Genomic DNA, 13,940 nt, shown 5'->3' on the forward strand with positions numbered 1-13,940 from the left:
CTTATTTATAATAATAAGAGGCATGGAGCTGAGGCTTCATGTCTTTTTTTATACAAAAAAATGAAAGAAAGACAGGTGTGATGCTTGTGGCGGTATTAGCGAAAACAATGAAAAACAATCCGGAAAAGCTTGAGGGCGGCTGATTGATGAAAGGGGATGACAGTATTTGTTTACTGTATTAAAAAAGCTCGCATGGTTTTTTAAAGCCTATTGGCTGCGCTATACGACAGCGATTGTTCTGTTATTGATTGTGAATGTCATTGAAATGTTTCCGCCTAAACTTCTCGGTAACGCGATAGACGATATGAAGGCGGGCGTGTTTACAAAAAGCGGGATGCTGTTTTACATATGTGTATTTCTCGCATTAACGGCAGCCGTCTATTTACTGTCTTATTTTTGGATGTATCAGCTTTTCGGCGGGGCGAATGTCATGGAGAAGATTCTCCGTTCAAAGCTGATGGGAAGGCTTCTTCAAATGTCACCGCCGTTTTACGAGAAATACAGAACGGGCGATTTAATGGCGCGGGGGACAAATGACTTGCAGGCCGTCAGTATGACGACGGGCTTCGGGGTCTTAACGCTCGTTGATTCGACGATGTATATGCTGACGATATTTTTGACAATGGGGCTTCTCATCAGCTGGAAGCTGACATTTGCCGCGATTATTCCGCTGCCGATAATGGCGGCTGCGGTCAGCCTGTACGGAAAAAAGATCCATGAGCGGTTTACGGAAGCGCAGGATGCTTTCGGATCATTAAATGACAAGGTGCTGGAGTCGGTATCCGGCGTCCGGGTCATCCGGGCTTTCGTACAGGAAAAAAATGATATCAGCCGGTTCGGTGATATGACGGCGGATGTATATGAGAAAAACATGAAGGTGGCGTTTATCGATTCACTTTTTGAACCGACTGTGAAACTTCTCGTCGGCCTCAGCTATCTCATCGGTCTCGGCTACGGCGCATATCTCGTTTTTCAAAACCGGCTGACGCTGGGAGAGCTGGTATCGTTTAACGTGTACCTCGGAATGATGATCTGGCCGATGTTTGCGATCGGAGAATTAATCAATATCATGCAGCGCGGGAATGCCTCCTTGGATCGTGTCAATGAGACGCTTTCCTATGAGCCAGACGTGATCGGGCCCAAGCACCCCGCCGGCATCAAGGAGCCCGGGCGTCTTGTTTTTGAACAAGTGACTTTCACGTATCCGAGCGGAGCGGGACCGGCGGTTTCTGATGTATCTTTTTCCGTAGAAAAAGGGCAGACACTCGGCATCGTCGGGAAGACGGGAAGCGGAAAGACGACGATCATTAAGCAGCTGTTGCGTGAATATCCGCCCGGTGCGGGAGCAATCACGTTTACAGGCGTTCCGATTCAGGAGATTCCGCTTGAGGAGCTCCGCGGGTGGATCGGCTATGTGCCGCAGGATCATATTTTATTTTCAAAGACTGTAAAGGAGAATCTGCTTTACGGACGGCAGGATGCAAACGAAGAGGAAATCGGCAGCGCGCTGAAAGACGCGCATTTTGAAAACGATATCGGCATGCTTTCCGACGGGCTTGAGACGCTGGTCGGCGAGAAGGGCGTAGCGCTCTCTGGCGGACAAAAGCAGCGCATCTCAATTGCGAGAGCGCTTTTGACCGATCCTGACATTCTCATATTAGATGATTCGCTTTCTGCCGTAGACGCGAAAACGGAAGCCGCCATCATTGACAGCATCCGTAAAAAACGGCGGCATAAAACAACGATTATCACCACCCATCGGCTCTCGGCAGTTGAACACGCAGATCTCATTCTCGTCATGGATGAAGGCCGGGTGTCTGAAAGAGGCACGCACCGGGAGCTGTTGGCGCAGAACGGCTGGTATCGAAAACAATATGAGAGGCAGCAGCTGTCCTCTCTTGAAGAAGGGGGGACGGGCGCATGAAGACCGGGAGAAGATTATGGAATTACGCGCTTCAATATAAGAAGCTGCTGATATGGGCGGTCGTCCTGCTCATTATTGCGGTCGGCACTGAGCTGACCGGCCCGTTTATCGGAAAAAAAATGATTGACGACCACATTCTCGGCATTGAAAAAACATGGGTTAAAGCCTCTGCGGACGATCCGGGCGCCGTCAGGTTCCGGGGGCATGATTATGTCAGGGAGGACCGGCTCAAACCGGGGGCGGACAAAACCGGAGAGGCGCACATTTATCAAGTCGGTGCGGGCTACTATTTTGTTGACCGTCCCGTCAGTTTTGACGGAAACCGTTCGGTGTCTGACGGCCGGCTGACAATATCAAACGGTAAAGAAAGCAGGTCATATCCCGCCATTACGTTATCAAGACAGGAGATTTTTCAATTTTACCGTCCCGAAATAAAAGGATTGCTGACGCTGACCGCCATTTACGCGGGACTGCTCATGTTTTCCGTATGTTTTCATTACGGCCAGCATTATCTGCTGCAGATGGGAGCGAACCGGATCATACAGCGCATGAGGCAGGATGTATTTTCACACATTCAGAAAATGCCGATCCGCTACTTTGATAATCTGCCTGCCGGAAAAGTCGTGGCCCGCATTACGAATGACACAGAAGCGGTCAGGGATTTATATGTAACGGTGCTGTCGACATTTATCACAAGCGGCGTTTATATGCTCGGCATTTTTACGGCGCTGTTTATGCTTGACGTCAGGCTGGCCGCCGTTTGCCTGCTGATTATTCCGATTTTAATGATCTGGTCGGTTGTGTACCGCAAATACGCATCCGTCTTCAACCAAAAAATCCGTTCCATTAACAGTAACATCAATGCGAAAATGAACGAATCCATTCAAGGAATGCCGATTATTCAGGCGTTCCGCCGCGAAAAGGAAACGATGAAGGAATTTGAAGAATTGAATGAAGCTCATTTTCGCTATAAGAACAAAATGCTGTCCTTAAATTCCCTCATGTCCCACAGTCTTGTCAATGTGTTGCGCAATCTGGCGTTTGTCGGGCTGATCTGGTATTTCGGAGGCGCGAGTCTGAGTGCGGCCGGAATTGTTTCGATCGGTGTTTTATATGCATTTGTTGATTATTTAAACCGTTTGTTCCAGCCGGTTACGGGGATTGTCAACCAATTTTCAAAGCTTGAATTGGCCCGTGTCTCTGCCGCCAGAGTATTCGAGCTTTTACAGGAGGAGGAAACAGAAGAAGAAGGCGCTCCCGCAGACAGAAAGGCGGAAGGGACAGTGGAATTCCGCGATGTTTCTTTTGGGTATCGAAAGGGAGACGAGGTGCTGAAACAGATCAGCTTTACAGCTGAAAAAGGGGAGACGGTCGCCCTCGTCGGCCATACGGGGTCCGGCAAAAGCTCCATCCTGAATCTTCTGTTCCGTTTTTATGATGCTCAAAAAGGGGATATTCTGCTGGATGGTCAGAGCATATACGGCATGTCGAGGCAGGAGCTGAGGTCGCATATGGGCATTGTGCTGCAAGACCCGTATCTTTTCTCGGGCACGATCGGCTCCAATGTGACACTCGATGATCAGCGTATTTCTTTGGAGCAGGCGGAAGAAGCGCTTCGCCAAGTCGGCGCCGCAAGTCTTCTGCAATCCCTGCCGAAGGGCATCAGAGAGCCCGTCACCGAAAAAGGCGGCACACTGTCCTCAGGCCAGCGTCAGCTGATTTCTTTTGCAAGAGCGCTTGTGTTCGATCCGGCCATTTTAATTTTGGATGAGGCGACGGCGCACATTGACACCGAAACAGAAGCAGTCATTCAAAAAGCGCTGCAAGTCGTTCAAGAAGGACGCACGACATTTATTATCGCCCATCGGCTTTCCACGATCAGACACGCAGACCAGATTCTCGTGCTGGAAAAGGGCCGCATTATTGAAAAGGGAAGCCATGACGAATTAATGGCGCAAAAGGGGCAGTACCACCAAATGTATGAATTGCAGAAAGGAACGGCGAAGTCCGCGGTGTAATCGGAAAGGGTGAATCAAAGATTCGCCCTTTTTTTCATTCAGTAAGCCAGTCCCACCCGTTTTCTGACAAACTGCGGGCTGATCAGCTCACGGTACAGAAAATGCGCCGTGTCTCCGACGGTGATTTCAGCGCCGTCTTCAGGAAGGCGATCCTGTTCGAACCGGTAAACTCCGGCAGCGTCTCCGTCAGGAAGGTAGGTGGGACAGATGATCGTCCAGTCAAGATCCTCTGCCAGCAGCATTTCGTATACGCGGGCGTGTTCCTTTGCGGCTCTTGTTGATTTTCGTTTTGATTCTGCCGATTCAAAACGGTATTGATCAGGCATAAGCCGTGATTGAAGGATACCCGCGGTGCCGATCGTAATCAGACGCTGAACATGATGCCGTTTCATGCTGTCTATTATATGGGTCATAGCGGCTGAAAGGGTATCGTCACCGTCTGTGCCGAGACAGCTCACGACTGTATCCGCTTTGGAAATCAATCGGCTTACATCTTCCCGCCGCCTCGCATTCCCTGTTATGATTTGTTTTTCAGGAATGGGAAGGACTGTTCCGGCTGATCTGACAAGAGCGAATATCTCCATGTGTCCATGTTTCTGCGCTTCTTTTATAAAAGCCTGTCCGACTCTTCCCGTTGCTCCGAGTAAAGCGATGTTCATGTAAAAAACCTCCTCGCCGCTCATTATATCATTCAAAGCAGCGGGGAAAAGAATACCTGTGAATAAACGGGAAATGGTGGGCAACATATTCATTGACCAAAGAAACACTTACGAACTGAAACAGCTCCCAATTGACTGAGGCAATGAATGACATGTTTTCCCTCCTTTTTTCCTAGGGTATGTGGAATAGGAAAAAAGGGTGACGGCATAAAAGAAGACGCGGTATCCCGCGCCTTCTGTAAGCCATTTATTGAGTTATTGTACGCCTTGGCCGCCCATGTTCTGCTGTGCGAAAGATACTAAACGTTTCGTGATTTCTCCTCCGACAGAACCGTTTGCACGAGAAGTTGTTTCTCCGCCAAGGTTTACGCCGAACTCAGAAGCGATTTCGTATTTCATTTGGTCGATTGCTTGAGCAGCGCCGGGTACTACTAGTTGGTTTGAAGAGTTGTTGTTTGCCATTTGTATGATCTCCTTTATAAATTAGTATGGTTGGGTTTGCTGGAATTGCACCAGCCGATGGTTTTCGGAATGAAAACCATTGCCAGCTCGGCTTCACCCAATGCTGTTTGCCGCTTTGTACTACGTATTATGGTGAATCAAACGGCATCTCATTCGGAAAACGGTGTGGTAAATAGCGGAAGGAAAAAGAAAAGCCCAGCCTGGTGCGGCTGAGCTTTTAGCTTTCAGTCATATATGTGATAAAGCATTAATTCATGCAGCTCTTTTACGAGAGCCGGCTCTTCTTTTCCCGGATGTGTGTGTCCCCATTCAATGTCTCCTGACTTGTGGTAAATCCCTTCGTAATGCGTACCCTGCCAGTAAAATGAAATCCGCCATCCGGGCAGTTTCTCTTTTTTGAATAACGGTTTCCAGCTGAAGTGCGAAATCATGACGTTCACGCTCCTTATGGGAAATGTTGATCTTGTTCATTGTAGCTCATCGTTCAATGCCTGTCCCGGGTAAACCTAAAAAAAGACAGCCTCACCGCCAAAGTTTTTCCGGGGCGGTGATGGACCGTTCTGATAAATACGACGCGTATTCAAAATTTCTCCGTTTTGTCAGGTAATCGACCGATCTCAGCTTCGGATGGGAAAAAATGCTGCGCCCGGGGCGGGAATTGGCTTCAAACATCCAAACTTTCCCTGAATGATCGACGCCGAGGTCAAAACCGATTTCGCCGATAAAACCTTCAATGTGCTCATTTAACACGCGGCTGACCGCCAAGGCGGCTTTTGAAAGTTTCCGCATCATGCCGACTCTCTCTCTCGGATCGCCGTATAATTCAGCTAACGTCCTGACTTCTCCGCCGGTTGCGAGATGCGTCGTGATGCTGTTTTCACCGGAAATTTTTGCCGCAATGGCCGTCACTGTCCATTTCCCCTCGGCGTTTTTATTCGTGTGCACCCTGAAATCGACGGGGCGCCCATCCAGCCGGATCAGGTCAATGCCTTGCTGAATTAAAAATGCGGACGGGTCATTGTTTTCTTTAAATGATGTCATGAAGGATGCCGCATCTGAATACTCTGCCGTCACCACCGTTTTTTCCTCATTCGTGTGTTTGACAGATAAGCCGGCATCTGTTTTTTCCACCTTGTAAATCCCCGTGCCGAGTGCGCCGTCTGCAGGTTTGATATAGACGGTGTCAAACGTGCTGCATAACGTTTCTAACGCTTCTGCATTCGGGTGCAGGACAGATTTTGGCAGAAGTGAAGCGGTGAGACTGTTTTTTTCCAGAAGCTTATGAATGTCCCATTTATTAAAGAATTGCGGATTAAACCATGGAATCTGATAGTCATTCATCAGCCTTTGTTTTGTCTGCTGTAAAAGCGGAACTTCTTCCGTTTTTCGGCTCGGGAGCCTGTCATATACGACATTCGGAAGCGGGACGGCCGTCCGTTTCCAGCTGTTTTCTTTATAAATCAGCGCTTGGACGGTGCCTTCTTCCCAGTTGATCTGATGGGCCCCGAAAACGAAACAATATCCGTTCGCCTGTTCATGAAGAGAGAGCATCTTGGAAAAGAAGGCTGTACGGTCTCTTAACGGGCGGGACGGCGATGATGTGAACCCGGCTGTGAAAACGCCGATCAGCGGTCCGATGTGCACCGTCTGGCCGTGTATGAGAAAGTCAGCCCGGCTTTTATGCGGTATCAACAGCTCCTCAAACAAATCTTCAGAAAGGAGCGCGCTTTTTTCAAGTGATTGAGAAAAGGCTACACGGCATTTGACAACCTTGGTCCCGAAGGCAGCGGATAAAAGCCCTTCCCGTTTCATGGAGGAGGGGAGAAACAGCGTATTTTTGCTTTTTTTATCGATGCCGACAATCATCCCTTTATGATTCACGCGGTAATACTCCTTTCCGGCTTTCCTGTGACTGAAGTTCGCGGAAGCGTCTCAGCGGACTCGTATACAAATCCTCTTTCGCCTCCGGAGCCACGCTTAAAATAGCTTTCCGTCCCGGCTTTGAGTTGACATCCAAAAGCCAGATGCGTCCGTCTTTGGCATAACAAATATCGAGCCCCAGCTCAAACAGCGGCCCGAACCGTTCATCAAGGAAATAAGGGACGGATTGGGTGATCGAAAAGACATCATCCAATAAAACGGCCTGCTGCTTTCTCGGAATTTCCTCAAACCATGTGTCAAACTTAATCGGTTCGGATCCTCCGGGCAAATGAGATAAAAGACCGTTCTGATAACCCCTTCTGACCGCTTTTCCGACCGTTTCCCAAACGCCTGACTCCGTTTTGCGCATGAAAATGCGGATGTCGCACGGATGCCGCTCTTTATCCTGGATATTTAAGTAGGATTGAAGCAAATAGCGGTGCTGCAGCACTTTTTTGCACCAAGACTTAAAAGACACGTGATTGGAAAATGATTTTGTTTGTTTGTTTTTTCCGATATAGTAAGTGGCCGTAATTGATTTTTTGCCTGTTTCAAGCAGGATGATGCCTCTGCCTCCCGCGCCGAAAGCGGGCTTAAGTATACATGCTTTTTCCTTGGCTAAGTATGATTGCACCTGTTCATAGCGGCTGACTTCGGCCGTTTCAGGAATATAGGGACTGATCAGATGATGCTTTTGGAGCGCATCCGTGACCGTCCATTTATCAGGAAGCCCCCGGCCGATAAATTCCGTTTTCCGATATTTTTTCAGCCATTCGACGATCGGTTTGGCTTTTTGCGCTTCAGCGGATTTTCCGTAAAAACAGCGGTCGTAAATATATTCGGGAATATCGATTTCCGTTTCGTTCCACTTTCCGCTTTGCGGGTGATAGACGAGCGCTTTCACGCGCAAAGAATCCGGAAATATATCAAACGGTGTAAAGCGGGCTAAGCGCACATTATATTGAGGCGCTCTTTCAGCCAATTCCCCGGCGTAATCTTCTTCGTGCCGGCGGGATACAGACATAAAACCGAGTGTTGTCATATTATTACTCCCCCTTTATTCAAAAAGCCGCTGATGGAACGGCCCTTCCATCCAATAAATATGCTAAGCGCATCATAAAAGATGATCTACTGTAAAGAGTACGAAACAGCATCTTGCCTTATTCCTCACAAACAACAATTCAGGTTCTTCATTTGCCCGCATGCCCGCCAGCCTCTATAATACGAATAGATATATCATCAAGAAAATAGAACATAAGATGGAGGCAGAAGAAAAGGAATGGGCATTGCAGGAACGTTTCTATTTATGATTGTGATCGGAGCCGCGATCGGCGCGGTGACGAATCATCTTGCCATTCAGATGTTATTTCGTCCGTACCGGCCGTATTACCTGTTCGGAAAACGGGTTCCGTTTACGCCGGGGCTGATCCCGAAAAGGCGGGATGAATTGGCAAAACAAATGGGGCTCATGGTGACGAACCACCTTTTAACCCCGGAAGGAATAAAAAAGCGGCTTTTATCAGATACCGTTAAAAACCAGGCGCTTCTTTTCGCCGAACAATTCACACAAAAAATGGCCGCTTCCGAGATGACGGTGCACGAAGCTTTGGCCGCCGCGGGCATCCGGAATCCGCAGGAAAAGACGGATGCCTGGATTGACCGTTTTACCGATGAAAAGCTTTCGGACCTGTACCGGAAATATGAGCACCGCGCCATAAAAGACTGGCTTCCTGATGAGCTTCAGGAAAAGCTGGATGAAAAAGTCCCGATGGCCGCAGATTATATTCTAAAGCGGAGCATTGATTATTTTGAGAGCGAAGAAGGGAAAGACAGGCTCGGAAATATGATTGACGACTTTTTGAATTCCCGGGGGATGCTCGGCAGCATGGTGCAGATGTTCCTCGGCAATTCAAGCTTGGCAGACCGTGTGCTGCCTGAGCTGTTAAAGTTTTTGCGCAATGAGGAAACGAAAAAGCTTCTGGCTGATCTGCTTTCTCAAGAATGGGGCAAGCTCAAATCTTATACACTTTATGAGGCCGATGAAAAGTGGAATGCGAAAGATCTGCTGTTCAGCATGAAAAAGCGGGCTTTGGCCGCACTTCAAACCGCGCCCTTTTTCGAATGCCGGCTCGGTGACATCATCTCCCGTTATGAAGGGGAGATTACGGGAACGTACGCGCCGAAGCTGCTTGATGCGGCGCTCGGCAGTATTGCCGCTCATTTGGAGGATGTGCTGAAACGGCTGCGTCTTGAGGAAGTGGTCAAAGAGCAGGTTGATCAGTTTCCCGTTGAACGGCTGGAGGAAATGGTGCTGTCGATTTCCAAGAGAGAATTTAAGATGATAACGTATTTAGGCGGTCTGCTCGGCGGGATAATCGGAGCAATTCAGGCTTTGTTTGTCATTCTTTTCTAAGGAAAACATACGCCGATGATGAAAGTCGCTCCGCAGTCTGTTATAGTGGAGTGGTATGTCCGAAAGGAAGAAAGGAGCGGTTATTATGGCAGTTCATTTTTATGATGCAGCATATGATCTTGAAAAAGCTTTGCGAAACAGTGATGAATACAGCCGTCTGAGAGGGCTTTATGATCAAGTAAACGCAGATGAATCCGCAAAACGCATGTTTGATAACTTCCGCAATGTACAGCTGCAGCTGCAGCAGAAACAGATGTCAGGTGAAGAAATCACTCAGGAAGAGGTAGAGCAGGCACAAAAAACGGTTGCTCTCGTACAGCAGCATGAATTGATTTCTCAGCTGATGGAAGCGGAACAGCGCATGAGCATGCTGATCGGCGAGTTAAACAAAATTATTATGAAACCTCTTGAAGAGCTTTACGGCAGCCCGGAATAAGCTCCACACCCCTCCATCTATGAAATGGAGGGGTTTTTTTATTCAACAGAAAAATCAAGCGAACCTTTTACCGTTCCGTTAATGATGACAGACAGAGTGTGAATTCCCCGATAATGCTTGCGGGTGGTTAAATCTTTAAGGGAATGGTGTTTGCTGAAGGCTTTTACGTCTCCGTTATCCATGGCGGACTCCGACATCTTAAACACCTTGCGGCTGCGGTGCCCCCTTTTCTTTACAAAATCAATCGCGTATTCAACCCTGACTTTTTGCCGGGCGGATGAGCGGATCTGAAAAGAAAAATGTATGCTTGTTCCGATGGCGGCCGTTTCCGAATTCAGTGTAAAACGTTCCAATGAAATCCGGGAGGCGTCTTCAAACCCGAAAACCGCAAGCGCCTGTTTGTCTCCTCTTTTTAACAGTGTCCTGCAGGCGTGCTTCAAAATCCAGTCCGTGTGCGGACAGCTTCCGAACCGCTCGGCTGCGATCTGTGCCAGAACATCCGGATGTGTTTTGGAGATGTCATTCAGGTTATTCGCCACGCTTTTTCTGACATATAACGAGTCATCCTGCATCAAGCGGTCCAGAACAGGGAGAATCGGGGAAGGATCGTCAAGAAGAGCCGGAATGGAGATTCCCCATGGCAGGCGCGGTCTTGAGCCTTCGCTGGCAAGCCTTCTGACATGTTCGTCCGGATGCTCCGTCCAGGAAAGGAACTCTTTGAACATCCGCTCCCGGTCAAGCCTGATATACGGGCGGACCGCAAATTCGGAAGTGGAAAAACGAGTGAAATACTGAAGCGCCTTCATTGATTCGTCCCAGTGATCCGTTCCGTACTGTTGGACATAATCGGGAAAAATAATCCCGGCGAGCCCTGAGAAGTGGGGAGCTGTCTCATATAAGACGTCAAGCGCCCGTATGTAATCCTTCGGCAGTGTTTCATATAAAGAGTCTGTGATCCGGCGCATCCGCTGTTTTAACGTCAGTCCGGGCCAATCTTCCTGAAACATCAGCGCCCGGCACTTGTCCCGCTCAAAAGCCGGATACGCCGATTTGATTCTGTTCAGAAGTGCTTCTGCAAATTCTTCGTTATAAATATCTTTTAATAGAGACATGACAGTCACCGCTTTTTTTCTTTTATTATATGAGAATGTATGTTCCCTTGCAACTTTATCATACATTCAGCATAGATATTTCCTCTGATTTTTTTAGTTAAAAAAACCCTTGTTTTTTAACAATATAATTGAGATAATAACTCTGAAAGCGCCTACACTTACAGATGATCTAAGGATACGGTCGCCTATACTGCCTGGTATGTTAAGGGGTAGCAACAGAGAGTAAGTGAAACGAGCGCATCAACGGTCAAATAAGGGGTTCCTGATATATTTCGTAAATAGAAATACACATTGGGGAGAAGGCAGCAAATCGATCGTATCCCAACAAAACGACAGTTCAAAGTCTGCTTGAGGCAGGCTTTTTTGCTGCGGAGAAAAGGTTGTTCTAAACATAGAGACAGGGTCATATCCTAATGACAAGTACAGTCATCAAGGAGGGGGACTTCTCTGTGTCAAAACAAATGCTGGCGTTAAATATAGACGGAGCGCTTCTTCGCTCCAACGGCAAACTTCATCAGACGACAAAGGATGCCATCGAATACGTCAAGAAAAAAGGAATTTACGTCACACTGGTCACAAACCGCCATTTTCGCTCCGCTCAAAAAGTGGCGAAAATATTAAAGCTGAATGCGAAATTGATTACCCACAGCGGCGCATACATTTCTGAAAAAATAGATGAGCCGTTTTTTGAAAAGAAAATATCAGAAGATCACACGTTTAATATTGTTCAGGTGCTGGAAAGCTATCCATGCAATATCCGGCTTCTTCACGAAAAATATTCGATCGGAAACAAGAAGAAAGTGAACTCCAATCTGGTCGGGAAAACAATGATTCATCCGTCTGACCCGATTTTTTATCCGGTGCAGTTTGTCGAATCATTAAGTGACCTGCTCCTTGATGAGCCGGTTTCAGCGCCCGTCATTGAAGTGCATGCCGAAGATGGCCTGCAGGCTGATATAACGGATACGATAATGAAAGCATTCCCGGCCGTCGATGTGATCCGCGTCAACGGAGAAAAACTGAACATCGTGCCTAAAGGGGTTTCAAAAGAAAGCGGACTTTCGATGGTCGCCGCTGATCTCGGGCTTTCAATGGAAGAGGTTGTGGCTATCGGCCATCAGGAAGATGATCTGCCGATGATCGAGCTGGCCGGTCTCGGCGTCGCGATGGGGAATGCCTCAAATGAATTAAAAAGAAAAGCGGACTGGGTGACAAGGTCAAATGATGAACAGGGAGTCGCCTATATGATTAAGGAATATTTCCGCATGCAGCACCGCAAAGGCTTTCTCGATAAGTTCCATATGAAACGGCCGTAATCAAGAGCCGCAGACGCGAAACGCCGGTCTGCGGCTTTTTCGCGGATTGATTTTAGCCTGTTCTTTCTGTACACTAAAGAAAGTTTTGAATCTGAAAAATAAGGTGATCACATTGCAAATAAAAATAGACGGCATCACGGATGACAGGCTGCATCGTCCGCTGCAAAACATCGCGAATTTATTTTTTGAAGAGTGTGTTCTTGCGTACGGCGAAACGGAGGAACCCTCTAATCTCGTCATCTCACTTGCCATTTCTCAAGATGCAGACAGCGTGTCGGTATCCGGAGAAATCAAAGGAACCGGCGAAAAGGAACATCATACGAAACCGCTTCTTGCCGGATGGAGCGAAAAAGAAGTATTTAAACAGGTGAAAAATACGCTGTCATATGTCTACTTAAATCTTCTTCAATCGCATACGGGCATGACACAAAAATGGGGAATCTTAACCGGCATCAGGCCTACTAAACTTCTTCATAAAAAGCTGCAGAGCGGCCTGACAAAAGAAGAGGCGCATGCCGATCTGAAAAAAGATTATCTGATCCATGATGAAAAAATCAATCTGATGCAGGAGATCGTCGACCGCCAGCTCGCTGCGGTTCCCGATCTGTACCGGGTCAAAGATGAAGTCAGCATATATATCGGCATCCCGTTCTGCCCGACGAAATGCGCCTACTGCACGTTTCCGGCTTATGCCATTCAAGGACAGGCGGGAAGAGTCGGCTCCTTTTTATGGGGGCTTCACTATGAAATGCAGAAAATCGGAGAATGGCTGAAGCGGCATGATATCAAAGTGACGACCATTTATTTCGGCGGCGGCACGCCGACAAGCATTACCGCTGAGGAAATGGATTTTTTATATGAAGAAATGGTCCGCTCTTTCCCGGATGTCGCGAATATCAGGGAGATTACCGTTGAAGCGGGCCGTCCCGACACGATTACGGAGGAGAAGCTGGCCGTTTTAAATAAGTATAAGATTGACAGAATCAGCATCAACCCGCAATCTTATGAAAACGAAACGCTTAAGGCCATCGGCAGACATCATACAGTTGAAGAAACCATCGAAAAATACCATCTTTCCCGCAAACACGGCATGAACAACATCAACATGGACCTGATTATCGGCCTGCCGGGAGAAGGGACGGCTGAGTTCAGGCACAGTCTTGAGGAAACGGAAAAGCTGATGCCTGAATCTTTGACCGTTCATACGCTTTCTTTTAAACGGGCGTCAGAAATGACGAGAAACAAGCATAAGTATAAAGTTGCCGACAGACAGGAAGTGTCCCGCATGATGGATGACGCCGTCCGCTGGACAAAAGAGCACGGCTATACGCCGTACTACTTGTACCGGCAGAAAAACATTCTCGGAAACCTTGAAAATGTCGGCTACTCCTTCCCTGGTCAGGAAAGCATCTACAACATTATGATTATGGAAGAAGTGCAGACGATTATCGGTATCGGCTGCGGCGCGGCAAGCAAATTCATTCATCCGGAAACCGGAAAAATCACGCACTTCGCCAATCCGAAAGACCCGAAATCATATAATGACCGATTCGAGCATTATACAGAAGAGAAAATCAAATACTTAGATGAGATGTTCGTCAAATCTGCATTATAATATCAAAAACGGCACGGAATCAGCGTGCCGTTTTTTTATGTTTAACCGTCTGTAAAAACGGGAAA

General features: G+C 47.7%; 13 protein-coding genes. 6 read left to right on the top strand and 7 right to left on the bottom strand.

The genetic code is table 11. The features are described from left to right. The first annotated feature begins 166 nt into the window (after positions 1-166). Both NSQ37_RS10445 and NSQ37_RS10450 read left to right on the top strand, forming a co-directional pair. Positions 167-1,924 carry an ABC transporter ATP-binding protein gene (locus NSQ37_RS10445; protein WP_015239494.1) on the top strand — a complete coding sequence of 586 codons (1,758 nt, stop codon included), beginning with the start codon at positions 167-169 and terminating at the stop codon, positions 1,922-1,924. After that, positions 1,921-3,942 (top strand): ABC transporter ATP-binding protein, encoded by a 2,022-nt coding sequence (locus tag NSQ37_RS10450; protein ID WP_015239495.1) that lies wholly within the window; start codon positions 1,921-1,923, stop codon positions 3,940-3,942. Before NSQ37_RS10445 ends, NSQ37_RS10450 begins: the two co-directional genes overlap by 4 nt. Before the next feature lie 38 nt (positions 3,943-3,980). Here the strand turns inward: NSQ37_RS10450 and NSQ37_RS10455 are convergent, their stop codons facing one another. From NSQ37_RS10455 to NSQ37_RS10480, 6 genes are all read right to left on the bottom strand, one after another. Continuing rightward, positions 3,981-4,601, bottom strand: a complete 621-nt coding sequence (locus NSQ37_RS10455; RefSeq protein ID WP_015417136.1) for an NAD(P)-dependent oxidoreductase — start codon at positions 4,599-4,601, stop codon at positions 3,981-3,983. 28 nt (positions 4,602-4,629) lie between these two features. Further along, entirely contained in the window at positions 4,630-4,755 is a 126-nt protein-coding gene (locus tag NSQ37_RS10460) for a hypothetical protein (protein ID WP_007610363.1), read from the bottom strand. Positions 4,756-4,856: 101 nt separating this feature from the next. Beyond that, positions 4,857-5,063: an alpha/beta-type small acid-soluble spore protein gene (locus tag NSQ37_RS10465; protein WP_007610368.1), complete on the bottom strand. Its 207-nt coding sequence runs from the start codon at positions 5,061-5,063 to the stop codon at positions 4,857-4,859. A gap of 224 nt (positions 5,064-5,287) precedes the next feature. Then, entirely contained in the window at positions 5,288-5,503 is a 216-nt protein-coding gene (locus tag NSQ37_RS10470) for a YheE family protein (RefSeq protein WP_012117190.1), read from the bottom strand. 82 nt (positions 5,504-5,585) lie between these two features. Continuing rightward, positions 5,586-6,944 (bottom strand): YheC/YheD family endospore coat-associated protein, encoded by a 1,359-nt coding sequence (locus tag NSQ37_RS10475; protein ID WP_015239497.1) that lies wholly within the window; start codon positions 6,942-6,944, stop codon positions 5,586-5,588. Next, positions 6,934-8,025, bottom strand: a complete 1,092-nt coding sequence (locus NSQ37_RS10480; protein WP_012117192.1) for a YheC/YheD family endospore coat-associated protein — start codon at positions 8,023-8,025, stop codon at positions 6,934-6,936. The genes NSQ37_RS10475 and NSQ37_RS10480 overlap by 11 nt, the downstream gene beginning before the upstream one ends. A gap of 237 nt (positions 8,026-8,262) precedes the next feature. Between NSQ37_RS10480 and NSQ37_RS10485 the strand changes: the two genes are divergently transcribed. Then, the gene (locus tag NSQ37_RS10485; RefSeq protein ID WP_015417139.1) at positions 8,263-9,396 is read left to right on the top strand and encodes a DUF445 domain-containing protein; all 1,134 of its coding nucleotides are present in this window, start codon (positions 8,263-8,265) and stop codon (positions 9,394-9,396) included. Positions 9,397-9,481: 85 nt separating this feature from the next. Next, complete coding sequence (locus NSQ37_RS10490; RefSeq protein ID WP_014720937.1) at positions 9,482-9,832, top strand: YlbF family regulator; 351 nt, start codon at positions 9,482-9,484, stop codon at positions 9,830-9,832. A gap of 38 nt (positions 9,833-9,870) precedes the next feature. On the opposite strand, the gene NSQ37_RS10495 is transcribed toward NSQ37_RS10490, so the two are convergent. Further along, positions 9,871-11,010: a DNA alkylation repair protein gene (locus tag NSQ37_RS10495; RefSeq protein WP_079891469.1), complete on the bottom strand. Its 1,140-nt coding sequence runs from the start codon at positions 11,008-11,010 to the stop codon at positions 9,871-9,873. 383 nt (positions 11,011-11,393) lie between these two features. Between NSQ37_RS10495 and NSQ37_RS10500 the strand changes: the two genes are divergently transcribed. Both NSQ37_RS10500 and NSQ37_RS10505 read left to right on the top strand, forming a co-directional pair. Beyond that, the gene (locus NSQ37_RS10500; RefSeq protein WP_007409237.1) at positions 11,394-12,260 is read left to right on the top strand and encodes a Cof-type HAD-IIB family hydrolase; all 867 of its coding nucleotides are present in this window, start codon (positions 11,394-11,396) and stop codon (positions 12,258-12,260) included. 112 nt (positions 12,261-12,372) lie between these two features. Beyond that, positions 12,373-13,875 carry a coproporphyrinogen III oxidase gene (locus NSQ37_RS10505; protein WP_326365233.1) on the top strand — a complete coding sequence of 501 codons (1,503 nt, stop codon included), beginning with the start codon at positions 12,373-12,375 and terminating at the stop codon, positions 13,873-13,875. Positions 13,876-13,940 lie beyond the last annotated feature (65 nt).

This window comes from Bacillus sp. FSL P4-0334, from assembly GCF_038004825.1.
Taxonomy (GTDB): domain Bacteria; phylum Bacillota; class Bacilli; order Bacillales; family Bacillaceae; genus Bacillus; species Bacillus velezensis.